The organism is Mesorhizobium sp. WSM1343, from assembly GCF_055901535.1.
The window spans coordinates 429,900-450,601 of the sequence record NZ_CM148370.1 but is presented as its reverse complement, the minus strand read 5'-3'; the positions used below and the strand labels follow the sequence as shown (position 1 = coordinate 450,601).

The following is a 20,702-nucleotide window of genomic DNA, read 5'->3' as shown; positions in this document are numbered from 1 at the left end:
CAGCAGCGTTGCGGGCTTGGCTGATCCGAGCCGATTGTGTCGAACATCATGGCATCCGCCAATCGGCGGGACTCTTCAATTCGAAGATGCCCTGGACCTCTCGCCGTGACGGATCGGCCTTGCGCCGCCGCATCGACTTGTGGATTGCACGCAAGTGGTTGCGGACCCTGCCGCTATGTTCCTTGGTGACATTTCCGGCGTGGCGTCGGTAGTAGATCGCGACGGTGTTCGGCAATTCGTAGCGCGGACCGGTTTCGAAGACTCGCAACAGATAATCCGTGTCCTCGGACTGCTCAAAGTCCTCGTCGAAATGGCCGATGCGATCGACAAGCGTTCGACTGAAGAGAGCGGTGCTCAGCGAAATTCCGCGAAGCGTCATGGTACAGCAGTCCGCCTCCGGCTCGAGCTTCTCGTCGTCGATCCGGTCGACCAGCGTCATCAGCGAATAGGTTAGCTCAAGCCCGGAGGTAGCCTCGAAGCGGGCGAGATCGGCCTTGAACCGTCCGGCCAGCGAGATGTCGTCAGAATCCAGGAATGACACGAACTCCGCATCCGGCGGCAGTTGCCGCAGCCCGGCGTTGCGCGCCCTGGCCACGCCCATGTTCGATTGCTGGAAGAGTCGGATGCAGGGGTTTTCGCGCATCATCGAGCGTACGGCCTCAGCAGAGCCGTCGGTCGAACCGTCGTCGATGACGATGATGTCGAGATCGGCGGCGTCCCGCTGCCGCACCAGCGAGCGCAATGCCGAAACGACATAGCGCTCACGGTTGTAGACGGGCATTATCACGCTCAGTTTCACGAAGCGCCCCGCACAAGAAAGTCCGCAATCGTGCCGGCTATCTCCTGTGGCTGCGTCCCCAGCGACAGACGATAGCACGGCAGCAGGCGGGTCAGGTCGCTGAAGAAGCGAAAGCCGCTCTCCCGCTCGCCCGGCATCTGCGCTATGCCGGACGGCGCCAAGGCAATCATGGCATCCCTGCGCGACACCGGCACGATCGAACTTGCCTCGCCTCCGCCGATATGTGGCACCACCAGCGCAACGATGTCCAGAGTTTCGGGCACCGGCCGTGGCGCAATGTCGTCAATGTGAAAAGCATGCTTGCCTTGCCAGTTGAGCGGACCGTGCGCCTTCAGCCGGTGCTTCAGCCCAAGTCGCGCGAATCCCTGGGGATCCTGCTTGAGTGTTGAAAACAACGGGCGGGCAGTCACGCCGTTGGAGAGGTCGACCAGCACATAATCGTCGCCGACGCTGTCCAGCCCGTGGAGGAGGCCGGCGGCGACGGTCCCGGATTTCCCGGCGCCGCCCGCGCCGGCCAGCAGTACGCCCCTGCCTTTGGTGCCGAGCGTCCCCGCATGGGCCAGCCGCATGCCACGTGCCGCATATTCCCAATGGAGGAAGGGGCGCAGCGGCGCTCCCGGCTCCCACGGTGGAAAGGCATCGGCCGAGGCCATCAATTGCACGCCAACGCGACGTTGCGGATCATAGAACTGCCAGAAATCCAGGTCATGGAAATGGTTGCCGCGCAATCCGGCTTCCGCCAGCCTGGTGGCGAAGCCATGCTGCGTGAAGGGTCCTTGGCCCCATCTGGCCGGTGCCGCGATGCCGTCAATGCCGGGATGTGCGACGAAGATGCGGCAGATGTCGGCAGGCGCTCGGTTGTCCGCAGCCGTGACAAAGCCATGAGCGAAGGCATCCGCCAACGCGCCGGCACTCACATGAGTGGTCAACTCCAGATGCGGCAAGCCCACCTTGCAGGTCAGTGGATAATGCGCGGCGCTGCTCTGCGCTTGCGCCAGGACATGACGTGCGTAGTCAGTCAGGTTTTCGAGAGTGACGTTCGGCATGGTCTGCCTGTTCCGGAGCCGTCCGGCAACGAGAGCCTGGCGGGCGCCTCAGTTGGCCTGCTTCACCGCGGGCCAGCCGAGGGGCTCCTCGACCTCGTGGATGGGATCGACGACAATGAGGTCGGCAAGGTCGTCATGGATGTCGACCTTGAGGGGCTCGCCGGCAGCGGCGAGCTGAGCCAGCAATTCGCTGGGAACCGGTCTTGCCACGCCATCGGTTGCGGCCGCCAGCAAACCGAATTCGAGCAATTGTGAAACAAAGCCGTCAATCGCGGCGGCATCGAGGGCGCCAATTCCGGTCGCGGCGCCGACCAGTTCGGAGGCAGGCACGCCGGACGACAGTGCATCCCAAAGCCTGCTGCCTGAATCAGAGAAGCCGAAATATTTACCGGTGGTCAGGTCGAGAACGACGGCTTCGCCATCGAAGGATTCAAAGACGATATCCTTGCTGGCAATGGCATATACGCCGGATTGTCGCATGTTTGCTCCCCGCCGAAGCAGGCCGCGGAGATGATCTTCGGGCCCTACGGTCAACCCCACCGTTGCAGGCGTCTAACCATTTGCAGGGTTTTTGGCAAGATGGCTTAGGCCCGGGCGAGCGCAGCTGCAGGCCGCGCGGGCATGGACAGTCTCTGACCGTGCCTGCCGGTCACGCCTCGATTTCAAGCGCCGAAAGCGGCTTCGAGCAACAGGCGAGGATAAAGCCGTCCTCGATTTCGTGATCGAGGATGCCGCCATTGTGGCTCATCTCGACGTCGCCCGCGACCTTCCTCACCTTGCAGGTGCCGCACAGGCCGAACTCGCAGGCGGCGGGAATCCGCACCCCCGAGGCGCGTGCCGTCTGCAGCACCGTCTGGCCGGCGACGCATTCGGCATCGACATCGGAATGCGAGAACCGGATCGGTGTCACGGCCTCCACGGTGGCAGCGGCGCCGTCTTCCGCCGGCGGCGAGAACGGCGCCGGGATCTCCTCCACGGCAGGCGCGGCAAAGCTTTCCTGATGGTATTTCGCCATGTCGAAGCCGGCTGCGTCCAGCATGCCGCGCACGGCGCGCATGAAAGGATCGGGGCCGCAGCAGAAAATCTCGCGCTCGCGGAAATCGGGCGCCAGCAATGGCAGCCGGATCGCGTCGATGCGGCCCATATGGCCGAACCAGCCCTCGCGGCTCGACCGCTCCTCGATCATGAAGCCGAGCGACAGCCCAGGCATGCGGCTGCCGAGCAGTTCGAGCTCCTTGCGGAAAATGATCTCTTCCGGGCGGCGCGCGCAGTTGACGAAGCCGACATCGGTCCATGGCGCGCAGTCGTTCAGCCAGCGCAGCATCGACATCATCGGCGTCACGCCGGAACCGGCCGAAATGAACAGGTATTTGGCGGCCGGGTGGCTGTGCAGCGAGAAGTCGCCGGTCGGCCCATAGGCCTTGACGTGCGAACCGGGCGTCAGATGGTCGAACATCCAGCGCGTACCGGTGCTGCCCGCCTGCGCCTTGACCGTCACCGCGATCGAGAACGGCCGCGACGGCGAGGACGACAGCGTGTAGGTGCGCATCAGCGGCCCGTCCGATGTCGGCAATTCCAGAGTCACGAACTGCCCCGGTTTGTAGCGAAACCAGGTCTGGTTGTCGGAGCGGAAGGTGAAGGTCTTCACGTCAGGCGCTTCGTCGCTGACGCCGATCACTTCCAGCACCTGCAGCCTGTCGTTCCAGGGCGTCATCTGGTCGAGATGGCGATAGAGGCCAAGGTCCGTCATCGCATTCATCCTCCTATCCCCTGGGCTAGGCGACGCTGCGCAGGGCCGGCCGGCCGCCTTCGGCAAGGCGCGGCCCGATGAACGACGCGTACCACTCGACGAACTGGATCACGCCGCCCTCATGCAGCTCCGAATAGGGGCCTGGTTCATAGGCCGGCGACAGGATGCCGAAGGCGTTTTCCTCGACGATGCGGCGGTCCTGGTCGTTGGTCTCGGTCCAGACATGGGTGAGCTCAGCGAGGTCGTAGTCGACGCCTTCGACCGCATCCTTGTGGACGAGCCATTTCGTTGTCACCGCGGTTTCCGTGGCACTGATCGGCAGCACGCGGAAGGTAACGGCGTGGTCGCCGAGGATATGGTTCCAGGTCGTCGGATAGTGATAGAGCAGCAAGGAGCCGATGCGGTCGGTTGAAACGCTGTCGGACAAGTTCTTCTGGACCGCCCGTTTTCCCGTCATGGTGTAGCTGACGGCATCGCGCAGCAGCGGCGCGCGGGTGGCGCGGTACTGCCCTGCCGGATCGATGCGGAATTTGCTCGGCAAGCCTGATGCCTCGCATTTGGCCCAGTGTGCGACCATTTCAGGGTCGCTGTCGGCGCCATGGACGCCGGTTATGGTTGGAGCCTCGGGGAAGGTCTTGCACAACTCGGGATGATTGGCGGCGCAGTGGTAGCACTCGCGGTTGTTTTCCCAGACCAGCTTCCAGTTGCCCTTCTCGACGATCGTGCTCTCGAAGGCGATCTTTGCTTCACGCAGCCGGTGCGGCAAAAGATAGGGTTCGATCATCGCCCGCATCGGCGCGAAATCTGCCGGTTCCTTGGCCAGGCAGATGAAGATGTAGCCGCCGACGCTCTCGCAAGCGACCGGCTTCAGGCCGAAATCACTCTTGTCGAAACCGTCGGCCATCTGGCGGGCAAACAGCAGGCGGCCGTCCAGCTCGTAGGTCCACTGATGATACGGGCAGACGAGCTTTGCCGCGGTACCCTTCTCCGTGTTGCACACGCGGCTGCCGCGATGGCGGCAGGAATTGTGGAAGGCGTTGATCTTGCCGTGCTGGTCGCGGACAAGGACGACCGGATAATCGCCGACCTGCACGGTGATGTAGCTGCCCGGCTTCGGCAGTTCGCAATCATGGCCGATGAACAGCCAGTCGCGATACCAGATCAGCTCCATGTCGAGCTTGAAGTAGTCCGGATCGGTGTAGAAGGGCTGCTCCAGCGAAAAGCCTTGCCGGCGCCCCTTCAGGAGCCTCAGCATGTCGTTGCGGATATCCATGTCCTGTCCTCGTTCCTAAGGACTGAACTGGTGGTGACGGAGGAAGGATTGAAACGCAGGCCGGCTGTGTGCCGGACATGCGCTATCCACCTCTTGACCGCCCACCGCGATCAGTCGAGTCTAAAAATCTCGGGCTGGTTTCCGGGCTCTGGAGTTGTCCTTGCGGACCATCGCGACACCTTCCCAGGCGGTTGCCCAGTGGTCTCCCGTTGCGACTTGAACTCCACCACCGTTGCGGGGGCAGCGCCGGATTCTGACCGGCTTCCCAATTCTCCGCCTCGTCGTCACGAAGCGGCACCTGAGATGGTATGATCTAACCACGATCGCGGGCGCGCCGTCGGCATGAAAACGACATCGTATCCATGCGGCGCGACACGGCATGCGAAACGATACTGCAGATCGTCGCGGGCCGAGATCCCACCTCCCGGGCGGCCATTTGCCGGCTGCGATCTTCCCGAATCCGACCCTTCGCGGGGGTCAAAAAGGTTAATGGTTTCGAAAAGTGACTATTAGCTCGCCCTAAAATCGAACCGAACGGTTCGTTTCTGTTGACGGTGCGTGCAGGACGGTGTGAACGCTGGGCCTCTGAAACAGTCGGTGATCCATCAGGTGGCTACAGCTAACGCACTGATATGAAGAAGAAAAATGCATCCTTAGATTCCATTGGCACAATTTCAAGGTGTGGATTCATGGTCCACACGGAACAACTTCGTGATTGGAAAAGACGACCTTGCCCTCCCACATCGGGGCTGTCCGAACGACGCGATTTCATTTCCAAGACACGCCGCTAGACGGACGGAAAAAAGACGATACTGGAGTACCAAAAATGAAAAAGATCATTCTCACTGCCGCAGCCCTTCTGGCCATTTCCGGCAGCGCCTTCGCTGGTAGCGACCACTACGGTTCCAACGCCGCGGCAGCCACTGCTGTCGACAGCTCGTACACCGCTTCGACCAAGAAGTCGGAACCGGCTGCTCAGGCGCCTGCCCAGGGTGCTGACCGCAACCTCTTCGGCAACAACTAACAGCCGATTCCCAGTTTCCCGGTCGACGGCGGGCTCGCCCGCCGCCCTGGCGAAATTCAGACATTCAGGAGTATTCAAGATGAACAAGATCCTCATTGCTGCCGCCGCCGTTCTGGCCATCACCGGCAGCGCTTTCGCGGGCAGCGACAACTACGGTTCGAACGGCCCGAACCAGCCTGCCGCCGCTGTGGACCAGTCGTACACGGCTTCCACCAAGACCTCGGAACCGGCTGCCCAGACGCCCGCTCAGGGCAGCGACCGTAACCTCTTCGGTCGCTAACAACCAATTTCGCAACCGACGGCAGCTGTGTCTGCCGTCCTGGCGAAATCCAGAATTCAGGAGACTAAAATGAACAAGATCCTTATTGCTGCCGCCGCCGTTCTGGCCATCAACGGCAGTGCCTTCGCCGGCAGCGACAACTTTGGCTCCAATGGTGCCAATCAGCCTGCCGCCACGACTTCGGTCGACAGCACGCGCACCTCTTCGGTACGCAACACCGGCTCGCCGGTCTACAAGCTGCTGAACTCGTCGGGTGACACCACCCAGAAGTCTGCTCCGCAAGGTGCCGACCGCAACCTCTTCGGCAACAACTAACAACCGAAGTCGATCTCCAAGTCAAAGAGCGGCGGGCCCGGCCCGCCGCTCTTTTTTGTGCCTGACACGGTAATTGCGGTTAAGCCGCCTTTGCTTCCACTTCATGCAACGCGAAAGAACGTCCATCCGCGTCGAAGATATGCAGGTCCTCGCCATTGGCGCTCAGCCGCAATGTCGAGCCGCGCTTGACCTCGACATTGCCGGGCAGCTTGGTCACCAGCGGCAGATCGGCGCGGCCGATGTCGACATAGACAAGCTGCACCTCGCCGAGTTGCTCGACATAGTCGACCGTCCCCTCGAACAGATAGTCCGCGCCGCTGGCGATGATCAGGTCCTCCGGCCGCACGCCAAAGCTCACCGCGGCGCCCTTTGCCGAAGCCGGCGTCGCAATCGGCACGGTCGCCTTGCGTCCGCCGACATGGCTGACGACGGTCGGGTTTCCGGTCTTTTCGATGGTCGCCGGCAGGATGTTCATGGCCGGCGAGCCGATGAACTGGGCAACGAACAGATTGCCGGGCTTCTTGTAGAGGTCCATCGGCGTGCCGACCTGCTCGATATGGCCGTCCTTGAGCACCACGATGCGGTCGGCCAGCGTCATCGCCTCGACCTGGTCGTGGGTAACGTAGATCATGGTCGTGTTGGGCATCGATTCCTTGAGCTTGGCGATCTCGATGCGGGTGGCGACGCGCAGCGCGGCGTCGAGGTTCGAAAGCGGCTCGTCGAACAGGAACACCTTCGGATTGCGCACGATGGCGCGGCCGATGGCGACGCGCTGGCGCTGGCCACCCGACATCGCCTTGGGCAGGCGGTCGAGATATTTGGTCAGCTGCAGGATCTCGGCGGCCTGGCGCACGCGGCGGTCGATCTCGGCCTTGTTCTCTTTGCCGATCTTCATCGAGAACGCCATGTTGTCGTAGACGGTCATGTGCGGGTACAGCGCGTAGGACTGGAACACCATGGCGATGCCCCGCTTCGACGGCGGCACGTCGTTCACCACTTCGCCGGCTATTCTGAGTTCGCCGGAGGTGATTTCCTCGAGCCCGGCGATCGACCTCAGCAATGTCGACTTGCCGCAGCCCGACGGGCCGACGAAGACGATGAACTCGCCCGACTTAATATCGAGGTCGATGCCGTGGAGAATGTTCAGATTGCCGTAGGACTTCTTCACTTGTCTTAGCGTGACATCGGCCATTGGTTTCCTCCAGTGATTGGAAATTCAGTCGAGACGCCCGAACCAGGCGCCGTAGCCGCCAAGCTCGATGGAACCGCTGCTCGCCTGCCCCGAAAATCCGTGCCCGGGCAGAGGTTGCAGCGATCGGCCGCCAAGGTCAACCTTGGCCCGCCCGGCTCCCAGATTGAAGACGCAGACGATCTGCTCGTTGCCTGCGCGGCGCGTGAAGGCCACGGTATCTCCCTCACTTTCGATGAAGGTGATGTCGCCCTTGGCCAGCGCCGGATGGGCACGCCGGAAGCTGAGAAAGCGCCGGTAGTGCTCGAGCAGCGAAGCCTCGTCGCCCTGCTGGACATTGACCGCTTGCGCCAAATGCTTGGCCGGCACCGGCAGCCAGGGTTTTGCCTGGGAGAAGCCGCCATTCTTGGCGCCGCCGTCCCACACCATCGGTGTGCGGCAGCCGTCGCGGCCCTTGAATTCAGGCCAGAAGCGGATGCCGTAGGGATCCTGCAAATCCTCGAACCGAAGGTCGGCCTCGCCGAGCCCAAGTTCCTCACCCTGATAGATGCAGACCGAACCGCGCAAGGACATCAGCAGCGCCGAGATGACCTTGAGGTAGGCGGTCGGGTCGGGCTCATTGGCGGCCCAGCGCGAGGCCGGGCGCATTACATCGTGGTTGGAGAAGGCCCAGCACGACCAGCCATCGCTGGCGACCTTGCCGAAGGATTCCAGCACCGAGCGGACCTTGCCCGCGCTGATCTTTTCCGGCGCCAGGAAATCGAAGGAGTAGCACATGTGCACGCGCTTGCCGCCGGCGGTGTAGGCGGCCACCACTTCAAGCCCACGCTGCGAATCGCCGACCTCGCCGACCGCTGCCGTTGCCGGATATTCATCGAGCAGGGCACGGAACCGTTCGAGGAAGCCGAGGTTCTCGGGCCGGCTCTTGTCGTAGAGATGGTCCTGGTAGTTGTAGGGGTTGACCGCCGGCGCGGTCTGGTCGTTGCGCTCTTCCGGCGGCAGCGGCGGGTTGTTTTCCAAGCCCTGGCTGTGGAAGTAGAAATTGATGGTGTCGAGCCGGAAACCATCGACGCCGCGCTCCAGCCAGAAGCGGGTGACGTCGAGCAACGCGTCCTGGACTTCGTGGTTGTGGAAGTTGAGGTCGGGCTGCTCGGCCAGAAAATTGTGCATGTAATATTGCTGGCGGCTGGTGTCCCATTGCCAGGCCGAGCCGCCGAAGATCGACAGCCAGTTGTTGGGCGGCGTGCCGTCCGGCCTGGCGTCTGCCCAGACGTACCAGTCGGCCTTCGGGTTGCTGCGGCTCGACCGGCTTTCCTTGAACCACGGGTGGTTGTCGGCGGTGTGCGACAGCACCTCGTCGATCATCACCTTCAAGCCCAGCCTGTGTGCCTCGGCGGTCAGCGCGTCGAAGTCGGCCAGCGTGCCGAACATCGGATCGACGTCGCAGTAATCCGACACGTCATAGCCGAAATCCTTCATCGGCGACTTGAAGAATGGCGAAATCCAGATGGCGTCCGCACCGAGTGCCGCGATGTAGGGTAGCCGCCCGATGATGCCCTTAAGGTCACCGATGCCGTCGCCGTTCGAGTCCTGGTAGCTGCGCGGATAAATCTGGTAGATCACCGCGCCCCGCCACCAGTCGCGATCGATGGCGAGGTCAGGCTTCGAGCTGGCCTTCAAAGCGGATTGCATCGTCTCAGCCTCCTTTCACCGAGCCGGCAAGCAGCCCGCGGACAAAATAGCGCTGCAGCGAGAAGAACACGATCAGCGGCACGATGATGGTCACGAAAGCCGATGTCGTCAGAATCTCCCAGTCGCCGCCGCGTGAGCCCAACAGCGCGTTGAGCTTGGCGGTCAGCACGATCTGGTCTGCCTCTGTGCCGAGGAAAACCATCGCCACCAGCAGATCGTTCCATACCCACAGGAACTGGAAGATGGCAAACGAAGCCAGCACCGGAAACGACAGCGGCAAGACGATCTTGACGAAGATCTCGAAATCGCTGGCGCCGTCGATGCGCGCCGATTCCATGATTTCGCGCGGCAGGCCGGCAATGTAGCTGCGCAGCAGGTAGATGGCGAAGGGCAGGCCGAAGCCGGTATGCGCCAGCCAGATGCCGAGATAGGTCTTCGACGGCATGCCGAAGAAAGCGCCGACGCCGTTGTAGAGTTTCAACAGCGGGATCAGCGACATCTGCAACGGCACCACCAGCAAGCCGATGATGACCGCGATCAGCAGCGCCCGGCCGGGAAACCGCATCCAGGCCAGCGCATAAGCGGCAAAGGCGGCGATCAGGATCGGGATGACGGTCGCCGGAATGGTGACGGTCAGGGAATTCATGAAAGACCGTCCGATGCCTTCGGAGAACAGCACGGTTTTGTAATTATCGGTGGTGAATTTCGGCGGCGCCGACGAAGCATAATAGACGCGCTGGCCGCGATCGCCTTCGAACGCTTTCGGGGACTGCATGACGAAGCTGCCGTCGGCATTGAGCTGCAAGGTCACGCCGTCGCCGAGATCGGCTGTGGTGCCGGCGGGATACTGCGTCGGTGCCGCCGATTTGACCCCGAAGGCGCTGATGTCGCGCTTGGCGCCGTCGCCGAAGATATTGCCCTCGAGCACGAACTTGCCGTCCTTCTCGACTTGCGCCGAGGCGGGCGGCAGCCGGCCGGCTTCGGTCTGGGTGGAACTGGCGAACGAGTTCCACCAGCCCGAGGCGATGATCTGGTTCTTGTCGCGCAGCGATGAAACCAGGATGCCGAGGGTCGGTATGGTCCAGATGGCGACGAAGATGAGCACGGCGATGTGGACGCCAAAGCGGCTGGCGAAGGAATTTCCGGTCGCGACTGCCATCTCAATGTCCTCCCGTCTCTTTGTTCGCCTGGCGGATGTTCCAGACCATGATCGGAATGACCGCAATCATGATGATGATGGCGATGGTGGCGCCGCGGCCGAAATCGCCGCCGCCGCGGAACATCCAGTCGAACATCAGATTGGCCAGCACCTGGCTGTTCCACTGGCCGTTGGTCATGGTCAGCACGATGTCGAATACTTTGAGCACCAGAATGGTGATCGTGGTCCAGACCACGGCGATGGTGCCCCAGATCTGCGGCACCATGATCTTCCAGAAGATCTGGAACGGATTGGCGCCGTCGATGACGGCGGCTTCCAGCGTTTCCTCGGGGATGCCGCGCAGGGCGGAAGACAGGATGACCATGGCAAAGCCGGTCTGGATCCAGATCAGGATGATCATCAGGAAGAAATTGTTCCAGAACGGCAGTGATATCCAGACCTGCGGCTGGCCGCCGAAATGCTGGATGATGGCGTTGAGGATGCCGATCTGCGTCTGGCCCTCGCCGCGATACTCGTAGATGAATTTCCAGATCACGCTGGCGCCGACGAAGGAGATCGCCAGCGGCAGGAAGATCAGGCTCTTGGCGATCGTGCCCCACCAGATCTTGTCCGTAAGCACGGCGATGATCAGCCCGAGGAAGGTGCAGGCGGCCGGCACCACCGCCAGCCAGACGATGTTGTTGAGGATCGAGTTGCGGAACTCGCGGTCGCCGAACGCCCATTCATAGTTCGCCAGGCCGACGAAATTGATGCCGCCGCGATCGAGGAACGACAGCCGCAGCGTCTCGACCACCGGATAGATCAGGTAGATGGTGAGGATGATCATCGCCGGGCCGACGAACAGCCATGGGCGGACCAACCCTTGCCGGCGTAGATTGTCGATGGCCGCGGCACCGGCGACGCCGCGTGATGGGAATATCAGGTCGACCAGTTTGTTGGCGCCCCAGAAATAGGCGACGCAACCGCCGACGCCGACGATGATGACGAATATGGCCGAGAAAATCTGAGCCGCCATGGGTCCCTCTCCCCCTGCGCATGACCCGACAAGGAATGACCTTGGTGACGGGGACCAGGCGCCGATTCAGTTGTTTGGAGCGCGTCATCGGCGGCTTGCGCACATTGCCGATCGCGCTTCATGTCAATGCGCTCATGACGAAAGGCTGCGGCACGGGCCGCCGTCGGATCCGGGCCGGTACGGTCCGGATCCAGTGCGAGAATGGTTGGTCGTCTACGTGCCAGCCGTCTACTTGATGGCGTCCCAGCTCTTCTGGATGTCGGTGGCGACGTCCTGCGCCGACTTGCCGCCGACCAGGTCGATCATGCCGGTCCAGAAGGCGCCGGCGCCGATCTTGCCCGGCATCAGGTCGGAACCGTCGAAGCGGAAAGTCGAGGCATTGGCGAGGATTTCGCCCTGCTTCTTCAGCGCGTCGCTGGCATAGGCATCCTTGTTGACCGACTTGAGCGGCGTCACGAAGCCGCCCTCGGCCATCCAGATCTCGTGGGCGAGCGGCATCTTCAGGAATTCGATGAACGCGCGCGCACTCTTGCTGTCCTTGGTGATCATCGCCAGCGTACCGGCGCCGAGCACGGGCGTGCCCAGTTCAGGCTTGGCGGCATAGGGCGGGAAGTAGAAGAAGTCCGCGTCCTGGCCGACCTTGGTGCCTTCCGGGAAGAAGGTCGGAATGAACGATGCCTGGTGGTGCAGGTAGCATTTCGGCGGCACCGAAAAGAGGCCCTTCGGGCTGTCGCGGAAGTCGGTCGCCGCAACCGCCTTGGCGCCGCCGTCGACCATCTTGTCGTCGGTCGCGATCTTGCCGAAAATGTCGATGGCACTGACCACCGCCGGATCGTTGAACGGGATCTCGTTCTTCACCCATTTGTCGTAGACCTCCGGAGGCTGGGTGCGCAGCATCAGGTCTTCGACCCAGTCGGTTGCCGGCCAGCCGGTGGCACCGCCGGAGCCGAGGCCGATGCACCACGGCTTGCCGCCATCGGCGATGATCTTCTTTTCGAGATCGGCGAGTTCTTCCTGGGTCTTCGGCACCTTGTAGCCGGCTTCCTCGAAATTATCCGGCGAGTACCAGACCAGCGACTTCACGTCGGCCTTGTAAGGGAAGGCGAAGAAGCCCGGCTTGCCGTCCTTGTCCTTGAAGGTGCCGAGATCGACCCATGACTGGCCGGCGCCGTAATTGTCCTTGACCCATTTGGCGGTGTCGTCACCGAGCGGCGTCAAAAGGCCCTTCGACGCCAGGTCCTGGATGAGGCCCGGCTGCGGCAGCACGGCGATGTTGGGCGGGCTGCCGGCCTGCGTGTCGATGACGATCTGCTGCTCGTAATTCTCCGAGGAGGAGTATTTGATCTCGACGCCGGTGGCTTCCGAGAAATAGTCGAGAACGCCGCGCACCAGGCCTTCGTCCTCGCCGCGCCACGGTCCGAAGATCGACAGCGTCTCACCCTTGAGGTCGACTTTCTTGAGCTCTTCGTAGTTCGCCCAGTTGAAGCGCTTGTCTTCGCCGGGCTTGAACTTCAGTTCGGCCTGCGCGGGCGCGTTCAGGGCGAACGTGGCAAACGCAGCACCCAGCAAAAGCATTTTCTTCATCGGTATTCCTCCCAGTGGGTCTCACACACCGGACGGAACCTCCATTCCGCCCGCCGACGCCGCAGGACTGTGACTCAGTCGGAAAGGAACCGCAACCTTTCGAAGAGTCTTCCAAAGCGCTTTGGCTTTTTCGATCACGCCATTGAATCGCGGGGAAGTCAAGAGGCTGGCGAATCAATCGATTTAGGTTCGCGCATTTGCGCCCTAAAAGTGCGTCGCAGCACGCTATTATGGCAGTGCAGCAGCAATTTTTGTTTCAAACATGCCCAAACCGCGTCTATGGTTGGGCTTCGTATGGCTCGGCCCCGATGGCACTTGGGTCGATTCAATTTAAAAGCGCTTTGAGGGAATGGAGACTTTCGTGAACCTCAAGCAGCTCGCCCACATGCTGGCACTTTCGCAAACCACGGTAAGCCGCGCGCTGAACGGCTATCCCGAGGTCAACGAGGAGACGCGCAGGCGTGTCATGGATGCCGCCAAGCGCCATGGCTATCGGCCCAACCCGAGCGCGCGCCGGCTGGCGACCGGCAAGACCGGCATGATCGGCTATGTCCTGCCGACCGGTGCGTCCGTCGACATCGATCCGCATTTCGTCGAGTTCCTGTCCGGCCTTGGCGACTATGCTCGCTCGCACGAGCTCGACCTTGTGCTGTCGCCGGCCGACGCCGACGACCAGGAGACGACCTACCGGCGCATCGTCGCCAACCGGCAGGTCGACGCTGTTTATATCTCCTCTCCAAGGCCCGCTGACCGGCGCGTGGCGCTGGTCAACACGCTCGGCATTCCCTTCATCGTCCATGGCCGCAGTGAGGGCTTCGATTTCGACTATGCCTTCACCGACATCGACAATGAGGGCGCCTTCCACGAAGCGGCCAGGCTGCTGATCCAGCTCGGTCATCGGCGGCTGGCGCTGATCAACGGTGACGACCGCGAGACCTTCGCCATCCATCGCGAACGCGGCGTGCGCCGGGCACTCGCCGCGAGCGGACTGACATTGAGCGAACGCCATGTCTGCTCGGTCGATATGACCGAGGAGAACGGCTATCGCGCCACCAGGCGTTTGCTGGAAGGGGACGATGCGCCGACGGCGATCGCCTGCTCCAGCCTGATCATGGCGCTGGGCGTCGTGCGTGCGGTGCGCGACCTCGGCTTGAGCATTCCGGGCGACGTCTCGCTGATCGCCCATGACGATGTCTTCCCCTGGCTGAGACCGGAGAATTTCTCGGTGCCGCTGTCGACGACGCGTTCATCGATCCGTCTCGCCGGCGCCCGTGTCGCCGAGCGGCTGGCGGCACGGATTTCAGGACTGGAGGAGGGCGCGCGAGGCGAGGTCTGGCCGGTCGACCTGGTGGTGAGAGGGTCAGTCGCCGGTGCGCCGGCGTAGCTGGAGATCAAATCCATGTGCTCTGCGGGATCGAGTTGAGACGCGACACTCACGCCGCATCAATCTCGCCCGACGCCGGCAGTAGGGAGACCACCGCAAGGGGGCCGGATTCCGATATCTCACGCCGCGGATTTGAGGTGGTCGATGAAGGCGCGCAGCTTCGGCAGGACTTGGCGCTTGCCGGGATGATACAGGAAGACGCCCGGCGTCGTGGCGGCGATGCCGTCCAGCACCGGTTCCAGTTTACCTTCGGCTATCGGAGCTTCAGCGATTGGTCGAGGCGTCTGCGCCAGCCCGACGCCCCGCATCGCGGCCCCGAGCAATGTCGGATAATCGTGCGCTATCAGCGGGCCTGAGAGCATCGCCTCGATCGCCTCGTTGCCGTCGACGAAAGCCCAGGGCGCTATGGCGCCATTCGAACGGCGCAAGCGCAGGCAGGCGTGGTTGCGCAGATCGTCGACGCGTTCGGGGCGGCCGTGGCGTTTGAGATAGTCAGGGCTGCCGACGACCACGAACGAAAACGATGGGGTTAGCCGCACCGCGACCATGTCGACCGCAATGAACTGGCCGAGACGGATGCCGGCATCGAACCCGCCGGCCGCGAGATCGACCATCTCGTCGCTCGCGGCGATCTCCAGTTCGATCTCGGGGTAAGCCCGGCAGAACGACGCGATCATCGGCTCCAGGATCAACGGCACGACAGCGCGGGGCACGGACAGGCGCAGCAGACCGGTCGGCCGTTGGCCGATGTCACGCACGGCCTCGCCGGCCGCGACGAGTTCTTCGAAAGCAGGGCCGGCACGATCGAGGAACCGCTGGCCAGGCTCGGTCAAGCCGACGCTCCGTGTCGTGCGGACGAACAGCGCCGCACCCATGCGTGCCTCCAGCGCGCGCACCGCCTGGCTCACGGCGGACGGTGTCACGCCGAGTTGCGCTGCGGCGCGGCGGAAGTTGCGGTGCCTGGCGACAGCCAGGAACGCCTCGATGCCCTCCAGCGCACCATGTCGGACTGTGTAGTTCTGCTTCATAGGTTGTTGTTATTACGCCGGGTAGTCGAATTATGGAAGTGGGCCTAGGTATGAGCTGAACCTAGGAGACATCATGCGATGACCGATGAACTTGAAGGGGTACGCGACCATTATCGCGCGACGGGCCTGACCGAGCGGCTGAAGACGGTGTTGGCTGCCCTCGGCCCGGAGGACCAGCTCCTCACGCCCCAACAATTGGGCGTTCTCGACCAGTTTCACACCCGTGGGCTAGCTGCCACCGCCGAGCTTGCCCAATTGGCGGGGATCGCTGCCGGCATGTCGATACTGGACGTCGGCTCGGGCGTCGGTGGGCCGGCGCGCTTTCTGGCTGCGACCTATGGCTGCCGGGTTACTGGCGTGGATCTCAGCGAGCCTTTCGTGGATGCCGCGCGCTATCTGACCGAGCGCACGGGACAGAGCGGGCAGCTGTCGTTCCAGACCGCCAGCGCATTGGAGCTCCCATTCGACGATGGCCGTTTCGACGCGGTGCTGTTGCAGCACGTGGCGATGAACATCTCTGACCGGACGCTGCTCTACAGCGAGATTCGGCGCGTGCTGAAGCCAGGCGGCAGGTTTGCCACATACGACGTCGTGTTGTCTGGAGGCGAGCCGCACTATCCGCTTCCCTGGGCGAGAACGCCGGCGACGAGCTTTCTCCTAACAGCCGGTGCGACGCGCGAGGCGATCGAACCGGCCAGCTTCCGCATGCTGGCATGGCAAGACGACACCGACGCCGCCAAGGCGTGGTTCGCACAGTTGCGCGCGTCGGGGCCGCCGCCTTCGCCCAATCTCGGCGTGGTGATGGGACCGGACTTCGCTGAGCTTGCGGCCAACCTCGGACGAAATCTTATGCAAGGTCGGCTCGGTATCCTGACCGCAGTGTTCGAGGCCGCATGAACCAGTTGCCGAGGGAGGCCAGATGTCAACCGAGATCGTGTTCCAAATCCATCTTGTTCTGGGCTATGTCGCGTGGCTGCTTTGCTTCGGTTTATACGGTTTGCCGTGGCTCAGGTCGATGGACCGGGTCGCGGCGCAGCGCGCTGTTGCCACTCTGCACAGCTTCCGCTTCTTCGGGCTGGTCTTCCTCGTTCCGGGTGTCGTCAGCCCCGATTTGCCTGCCGGCTTTGCCGTGTTTGCTGCCTACGGCGACCTTGCAACAGGAGTGCTGGCCATGCTGGCGCTGCTCACGGCAAGGATACCTCGGCTCTTCTGGGCGCTCGTCGTCGCCTTCAATCTGGTCGGGGCGGTTGATCTGATCGTAGACTATTACCACGCCATCCAGGTCGGCCTCCCCCAGCGTGCGGGCGAACTGGGCGCCACCTACGCGATCCCGATCATCTACGTGCCGCTGCTGATGATCACGCACATCGTCGCGTTCTATTTTCTGGTGCGTCCTCCGCAAGCCGCGGCTTGGACTGTCGCAGACTAGTCCTTTGCCGCCGCCGCCTTGATGTCCAGCAGGCCGTAGCCGAAATCATTGTCGCGTCCCTTGGGGCCGAGATCCCTGGCCGTTGCCGCGAGCGCCTTTTCGATGTCGTCGGCCGAGCGATCGGGCGCGGCATGGATGAGATTGGCGATGGCGCCGCTCACGATCGCCGCGGCAAACGAGGTGCCTGTGACCACATCCGAGCCGGCGCCGCTCGGCGCCACCATCTCGACGCCGGGTGCCGAGATGAAGACATAGGCGCCGCGATTGGCCTGCGGCATCAGCCCGTCCTTGGCATCGGTGGCGGTCACCGCGATGACACCATCGAAGGCGGCCGGATAGCCATAGGGCGCCTTCGGCCCGTTGTTACCGGCTGCGGCGACCAGCACCATGCCGAGCGCGCGGGCATTGCGGCAGGCGACGCCGAGCAAATCGTTCTTCGGCCCGACAAAGCTCATATTGATGATGCGCACGTCCTGTTCCGCCGCCCAGTCGAGCGCCGACAGGATGACGTCCATGGTCGACTTGCCGCCCTCGAAGGCGCGGGCGTGATAGATTTTTGCGCCCGGTGCCATGCCTTCCAGCGCGCCGACGCCGGCGATCAGCCCGTCGATCGACGTGCCGTGATCGCGCTTTTCGATCGGCACGTCGGGCATGGCGTCGAACTGCCCGGCAATGACGCCCGAGAGCGCCGGGTTGGTGTCGTCGATGCCGGTGTCGATCACCGCGATGCGGACGTTTTCTCCGCTGGCCTGCTTGGAATCGAGTGCAATGCGGTCGAACGCATAGTTGACGATGCCGGCGGCCTGCTGCAGCGAATAGACGTGATTGGGCTCGCGCCGCTGGGTGCGGCCGTCGGCGGCCAGTTGCGCCAGCACGACGCCGACGGGCCGGCCGTCGGGAATGCCGAAGCGCACCAGTGTGGTGCCAAGCAGGCGCGACTGGCGCTGCGAGCGCACCTGCAGGCCGAAGGAGGCGGCGATCTGCTGGACAGCGCCGGCATCGCCGTCGACGGTCACCAGCACCTCGTCGGGCACGAAATCGCCAACCACCGCGCGCGGCGGCTGAACGGCAATGAGATCGGTCGGCGAGACGATCGGGCCACCGGGCGGGGGGCCGGCTTGAGTATCGGCCGGCGGCGTCGCCGGTTCGGGCCGTGGCGTCGGCACAGGGGTCGGGGGCGCCGCCGGGTTGGGAAACAGGTCGACGATCAGGGCCGGCAGGAACACCGCGCCGGATTGCGCCGCATCCGATCCGCCCTCTGTGTCGCTGCCATCCTTGGCGCAGTCGGCGCCTGCCGCATTGGTCCCGTCGCGGCAGTCGATTTTCGTCTGGTCGGGATTGGGATCGTTGGTCTGCGCCGACGCGGGCACGGCGACGATTGTCATCGCCGCCGCAAGCATTGCCGCAAATCGAATGACCGCCTCAGCCGCCATCAACCGGTTTCCTTCCCTCGATCACAGTCTCCGTGAAAGCCTGGGCGGCAACAAGGCCGATTTGCCTGGTGTAGTCGGCTGCGTTGGCAGCCGGGATGCCAAGCCGGAACACGCCGTCGGCGGTCGGTCCGCCGACGATCTTCAGCCCGTTGCTGCCGAGGAAGGCGGAAATGTCCGACATCTTCGCATCCGGCTTGAACTTGACCAGGGCGTACGGCATTTTCGCCAGATCGTCTTGCGCGCCGGCAATCTCGAAATCATTGCCCTTTCCGCCGGGTTCGACAAACGACTGCACCATGACCAGCGCCAGCAGAACCGCGGCTGCCGCCCAGGCGACGCCGACCGGCACCGCCATGAAGCGGCCCCAGGCCTGCGCCAGCCAGGACGATCCTGCCGGCTTGCGCGCAGGCCCGGCCTCGGCGTCGAGTGCCTTGGCAAAGCGGCTGAGCGCATCGGCCGGCGGCCGGATTGCTTCGTTGGCGGCCGTGGCGCCGGAGAATTCGGCTTCAGCTTCGCCAAGGGCGGCAAGTGCGGCCGGATCGCTGGCCAGCCATTCCTCGACCGCTTCCAGGTCGGAACCTTCCAGCGAGCCGTTCAGGTAGAACGGCAGCAGCGTTTCCATTTCGTCGCGGCGCGACATCTTTTCAGCGGCGCTCATGGCCACCCCCTGTCGTAACCGGCGGCCTTGAGAGCCTCGCCGAGTTTCTTGCGGGCGTAGAACATCCGGGTCTTGACGGTGGCGACCGGAATGTCGAGCACCTCGCTGATCTCGCTCACCGACTGCCCGTGATAATAGGCAAGATCGATGACGACGCGATGCTCTTCCGGCAAGGCGTCGACGAAGCGCCGCAGGGCGGCCGCCTTGTCTTCCTTCATGGTGACGACTTCCGGCGTGTCGGCGCCGTCGGGCACCGCGGCGGCGGCCTCGTCGTCGATCCAGTCTTCCTTCTTCTTGCGCAGAAAGGACAGCGCCTTGAAACGGGCAATGCCGAGCAGCCATGTCGAGACTTCGGAACGCCCTTCGAAGCCGGGCGCCTGGCGCCACAACTCGAGGAAGACTTCGTTGGCGATATCGTCGGCCATCATTTCCGATCCCGTCTGGCGCGCCACGAAGCGGTAGACCCGCGCGTGGTGACGCATGAACAGGAGCCGCACGGCGGCTCGGTCGCCCTTCGCGACCCGGTCGACGAGCGCGCGATCGGTCTCCGTCGCTGCCGTCATGGCCGGTCGAGCCGCCTGGCTCCTGTCTGCTCTGTCGCTGATCGGCCCAAAAAGGTTCATCCTCCGCCAAGGAATTTTGCGGAGGCTAACCGAAGAGCGCGGAGGTTGCCAGAGGTGCGCCTCTTCCTTCTCCCACAAGGGCAGAAGGGAAGAGCTTCGCGGACCGCTTCTCACTCCAAGAAAGACTTCGCCTTCATCGTCGCGGGCACGGGAACACCCAGTCGGCTCAGCACCGTCGGCGCCAGCTGCAGCTGGTCGAGTAGTGTGTCCGCATCCGGCCCTTTGCCTTGTCCAAAATAATACAGCGCGAAATCCTGCATCTCGTCGTCATGGCCGCCGTGATGGCCACGATCGGTCTGGCCGTGGTCGGCGGTCACGATCACCTCATAGCCGGCTTCGATCCAGCGCGGCAGGAAGGCGGCCAGCATGCCGTCCATCGCATAGACGGCATGGTCCATCTCGTGGCAGTCGTGGCCGAAGCGGTGTCCCATCGAATCCAGCGTGCAGGTGTGCAGGATGCCGTAGTCAATGCCATGGCGTTTCGTCAGCATGGTCAGCGTCGCGAACAGGTCGACATCGCTCGGCGTCATCTGGTTGCGGAGATTGTAACCGGTCATGGTGTGGAAGCGGCCATGCGTGATCGGCCCGCCTGGCTCGTCGAATTCCATGCCCTCGACCAGGTCGAACGGGTAGGCGCGGAAGAATTCCGACCAGTAGGAATGGGTCACCGCCCCCGTCTTGCCGCCTGCCTTGCTGACCTCGGAGAAGATATCGGGCTGCTCGACGCGGAAACGGTTCTCATTGGAGAGAATCCCGTGCACCTGCGGCGAAACCCCGGTGTGGATCGAGGCATAGCAGCAGGCCGAGGTCGACGGCAGCACCGAGCGCATCTTCCAGACGCGCGCCTCGCCCGATTGCACCCAGCCTTCGAGATTGCCCATCAGCCGGCGCCAGTTCCGGTAAGGCACGCCATCGAGGATGATCAGCAGAAGCTTGGATTTGAGCGCCACGGGCTGCTCCATGCGGTTGGCGGTTGAAACGGGAACGCCGTGTGCCGTCCCGGGCACACGGCGTTCTGATA

Annotated in this window: 21 protein-coding genes and 1 riboswitch; of the genes, 6 read left to right on the top strand and 15 right to left on the bottom strand. The window is 63.2% G+C overall.

The genetic code is table 11. The features are described from left to right. Window positions 1-46 precede the first annotated feature (46 nt). From AC0NIL_RS02045 to AC0NIL_RS02025, 5 genes are all read right to left on the bottom strand, one after another. Window positions 47-799 (bottom strand): glycosyltransferase family 2 protein, encoded by a 753-nt coding sequence (locus AC0NIL_RS02045; RefSeq protein WP_027160995.1) that lies wholly within the window; start codon window positions 797-799, stop codon window positions 47-49. After that, a complete protein-coding gene (locus AC0NIL_RS02040; protein WP_127368350.1) occupies window positions 796-1,845 on the bottom strand; it encodes a serine kinase in 1,050 nt (349 codons plus the stop codon). The genes AC0NIL_RS02045 and AC0NIL_RS02040 overlap by 4 nt, the downstream gene beginning before the upstream one ends. 48 nt (window positions 1,846-1,893) lie before the next feature. Next, the gene (locus AC0NIL_RS02035; RefSeq protein ID WP_013528271.1) at window positions 1,894-2,325 is read right to left on the bottom strand and encodes a PqqD family protein; all 432 of its coding nucleotides are present in this window, start codon (window positions 2,323-2,325) and stop codon (window positions 1,894-1,896) included. A 169-nt stretch (window positions 2,326-2,494) separates the two neighbouring features. Next, a complete protein-coding gene (locus AC0NIL_RS02030; protein ID WP_013528270.1) occupies window positions 2,495-3,595 on the bottom strand; it encodes an FAD-binding oxidoreductase in 1,101 nt (366 codons plus the stop codon). A 25-nt stretch (window positions 3,596-3,620) separates the two neighbouring features. Then, window positions 3,621-4,868 carry an aromatic ring-hydroxylating oxygenase subunit alpha gene (locus AC0NIL_RS02025; RefSeq protein WP_473572797.1) on the bottom strand — a complete coding sequence of 416 codons (1,248 nt, stop codon included), beginning with the start codon at window positions 4,866-4,868 and terminating at the stop codon, window positions 3,621-3,623. A 115-nt stretch (window positions 4,869-4,983) separates the two neighbouring features. After that, a riboswitch (cobalamin riboswitch) is annotated at window positions 4,984-5,185 on the bottom strand. A gap of 509 nt (window positions 5,186-5,694) precedes the next feature. On the opposite strand from AC0NIL_RS02025, the gene AC0NIL_RS02020 reads away from it, so the two are divergent. From AC0NIL_RS02020 to AC0NIL_RS02010, 3 genes are all read left to right on the top strand, one after another. Beyond that, window positions 5,695-5,892, top strand: coding sequence for a DUF680 domain-containing protein (locus AC0NIL_RS02020; RefSeq protein WP_013528268.1), 198 nt, complete (start codon window positions 5,695-5,697; stop codon window positions 5,890-5,892). A 79-nt stretch (window positions 5,893-5,971) separates the two neighbouring features. Continuing rightward, window positions 5,972-6,172, top strand: a complete 201-nt coding sequence (locus tag AC0NIL_RS02015; RefSeq protein WP_013528267.1) for a DUF680 domain-containing protein — start codon at window positions 5,972-5,974, stop codon at window positions 6,170-6,172. A 69-nt stretch (window positions 6,173-6,241) separates the two neighbouring features. After that, window positions 6,242-6,487, top strand: a complete 246-nt coding sequence (locus AC0NIL_RS02010) for a DUF680 domain-containing protein (RefSeq protein WP_473541049.1) — start codon at window positions 6,242-6,244, stop codon at window positions 6,485-6,487. Between the two features lie 79 nt (window positions 6,488-6,566). On the opposite strand, the gene AC0NIL_RS02005 is transcribed toward AC0NIL_RS02010, so the two are convergent. The 5 genes from AC0NIL_RS02005 to AC0NIL_RS01985 all read right to left on the bottom strand — a co-directional run bounded on the left by AC0NIL_RS02005 (window position 6,567) and on the right by AC0NIL_RS01985 (window position 13,126). After that, window positions 6,567-7,679, bottom strand: a complete 1,113-nt coding sequence (locus AC0NIL_RS02005) for an ABC transporter ATP-binding protein (RefSeq protein WP_013528265.1) — start codon at window positions 7,677-7,679, stop codon at window positions 6,567-6,569. A gap of 24 nt (window positions 7,680-7,703) precedes the next feature. Continuing rightward, a complete protein-coding gene (gene bglA, locus AC0NIL_RS02000; RefSeq protein WP_063169812.1) occupies window positions 7,704-9,368 on the bottom strand; it encodes a beta-galactosidase BglA in 1,665 nt (554 codons plus the stop codon). Window positions 9,369-9,372: 4 nt separating this feature from the next. Further along, window positions 9,373-10,527 (bottom strand): carbohydrate ABC transporter permease, encoded by a 1,155-nt coding sequence (locus tag AC0NIL_RS01995; protein ID WP_063171027.1) that lies wholly within the window; start codon window positions 10,525-10,527, stop codon window positions 9,373-9,375. Between the two features lies 1 nt (window position 10,528). Further along, on the bottom strand, window positions 10,529-11,542 hold the full coding sequence (locus AC0NIL_RS01990; RefSeq protein ID WP_024501951.1) for a carbohydrate ABC transporter permease: 1,014 nt from the start codon (window positions 11,540-11,542) through the stop codon (window positions 10,529-10,531). Between the two features lie 228 nt (window positions 11,543-11,770). Then, window positions 11,771-13,126, bottom strand: coding sequence for an ABC transporter substrate-binding protein (locus AC0NIL_RS01985; RefSeq protein ID WP_064992882.1), 1,356 nt, complete (start codon window positions 13,124-13,126; stop codon window positions 11,771-11,773). Between the two features lie 361 nt (window positions 13,127-13,487). On the opposite strand from AC0NIL_RS01985, the gene AC0NIL_RS01980 reads away from it, so the two are divergent. Continuing rightward, the gene (locus AC0NIL_RS01980; protein ID WP_064993030.1) at window positions 13,488-14,510 is read left to right on the top strand and encodes a LacI family DNA-binding transcriptional regulator; all 1,023 of its coding nucleotides are present in this window, start codon (window positions 13,488-13,490) and stop codon (window positions 14,508-14,510) included. A 119-nt stretch (window positions 14,511-14,629) separates the two neighbouring features. On the opposite strand, the gene AC0NIL_RS01975 is transcribed toward AC0NIL_RS01980, so the two are convergent. Next, window positions 14,630-15,538, bottom strand: coding sequence for a LysR family transcriptional regulator (locus AC0NIL_RS01975; protein ID WP_063171028.1), 909 nt, complete (start codon window positions 15,536-15,538; stop codon window positions 14,630-14,632). Window positions 15,539-15,616: 78 nt separating this feature from the next. On the opposite strand from AC0NIL_RS01975, the gene AC0NIL_RS01970 reads away from it, so the two are divergent. Beyond that, on the top strand, window positions 15,617-16,435 hold the full coding sequence (locus AC0NIL_RS01970) for a class I SAM-dependent methyltransferase (RefSeq protein ID WP_024501949.1): 819 nt from the start codon (window positions 15,617-15,619) through the stop codon (window positions 16,433-16,435). A 22-nt stretch (window positions 16,436-16,457) separates the two neighbouring features. Further along, window positions 16,458-16,967 (top strand): hypothetical protein, encoded by a 510-nt coding sequence (locus AC0NIL_RS01965; protein WP_064992883.1) that lies wholly within the window; start codon window positions 16,458-16,460, stop codon window positions 16,965-16,967. On the opposite strand, the gene AC0NIL_RS01960 is transcribed toward AC0NIL_RS01965, so the two are convergent. The 4 genes from AC0NIL_RS01960 to AC0NIL_RS01945 all read right to left on the bottom strand — a co-directional run bounded on the left by AC0NIL_RS01960 (window position 16,964) and on the right by AC0NIL_RS01945 (window position 20,631). Further along, the gene (locus tag AC0NIL_RS01960) at window positions 16,964-18,400 is read right to left on the bottom strand and encodes a S8 family serine peptidase (protein WP_224675059.1); all 1,437 of its coding nucleotides are present in this window, start codon (window positions 18,398-18,400) and stop codon (window positions 16,964-16,966) included. The two genes, AC0NIL_RS01965 and AC0NIL_RS01960, sit on opposite strands and share 4 nt — an antisense overlap. Then, window positions 18,390-19,058: an anti-sigma factor gene (locus AC0NIL_RS01955; RefSeq protein WP_082826721.1), complete on the bottom strand. Its 669-nt coding sequence runs from the start codon at window positions 19,056-19,058 to the stop codon at window positions 18,390-18,392. The genes AC0NIL_RS01960 and AC0NIL_RS01955 overlap by 11 nt, the downstream gene beginning before the upstream one ends. Then, complete coding sequence (locus AC0NIL_RS01950) at window positions 19,055-19,621, bottom strand: sigma-70 family RNA polymerase sigma factor (protein ID WP_027163789.1); 567 nt, start codon at window positions 19,619-19,621, stop codon at window positions 19,055-19,057. The genes AC0NIL_RS01955 and AC0NIL_RS01950 overlap by 4 nt, the downstream gene beginning before the upstream one ends. A 170-nt stretch (window positions 19,622-19,791) precedes the next feature. Beyond that, complete coding sequence (locus tag AC0NIL_RS01945) at window positions 19,792-20,631, bottom strand: alkaline phosphatase family protein (protein WP_084015589.1); 840 nt, start codon at window positions 20,629-20,631, stop codon at window positions 19,792-19,794. Between the last annotated feature and the right edge of the window lie 71 nt (window positions 20,632-20,702).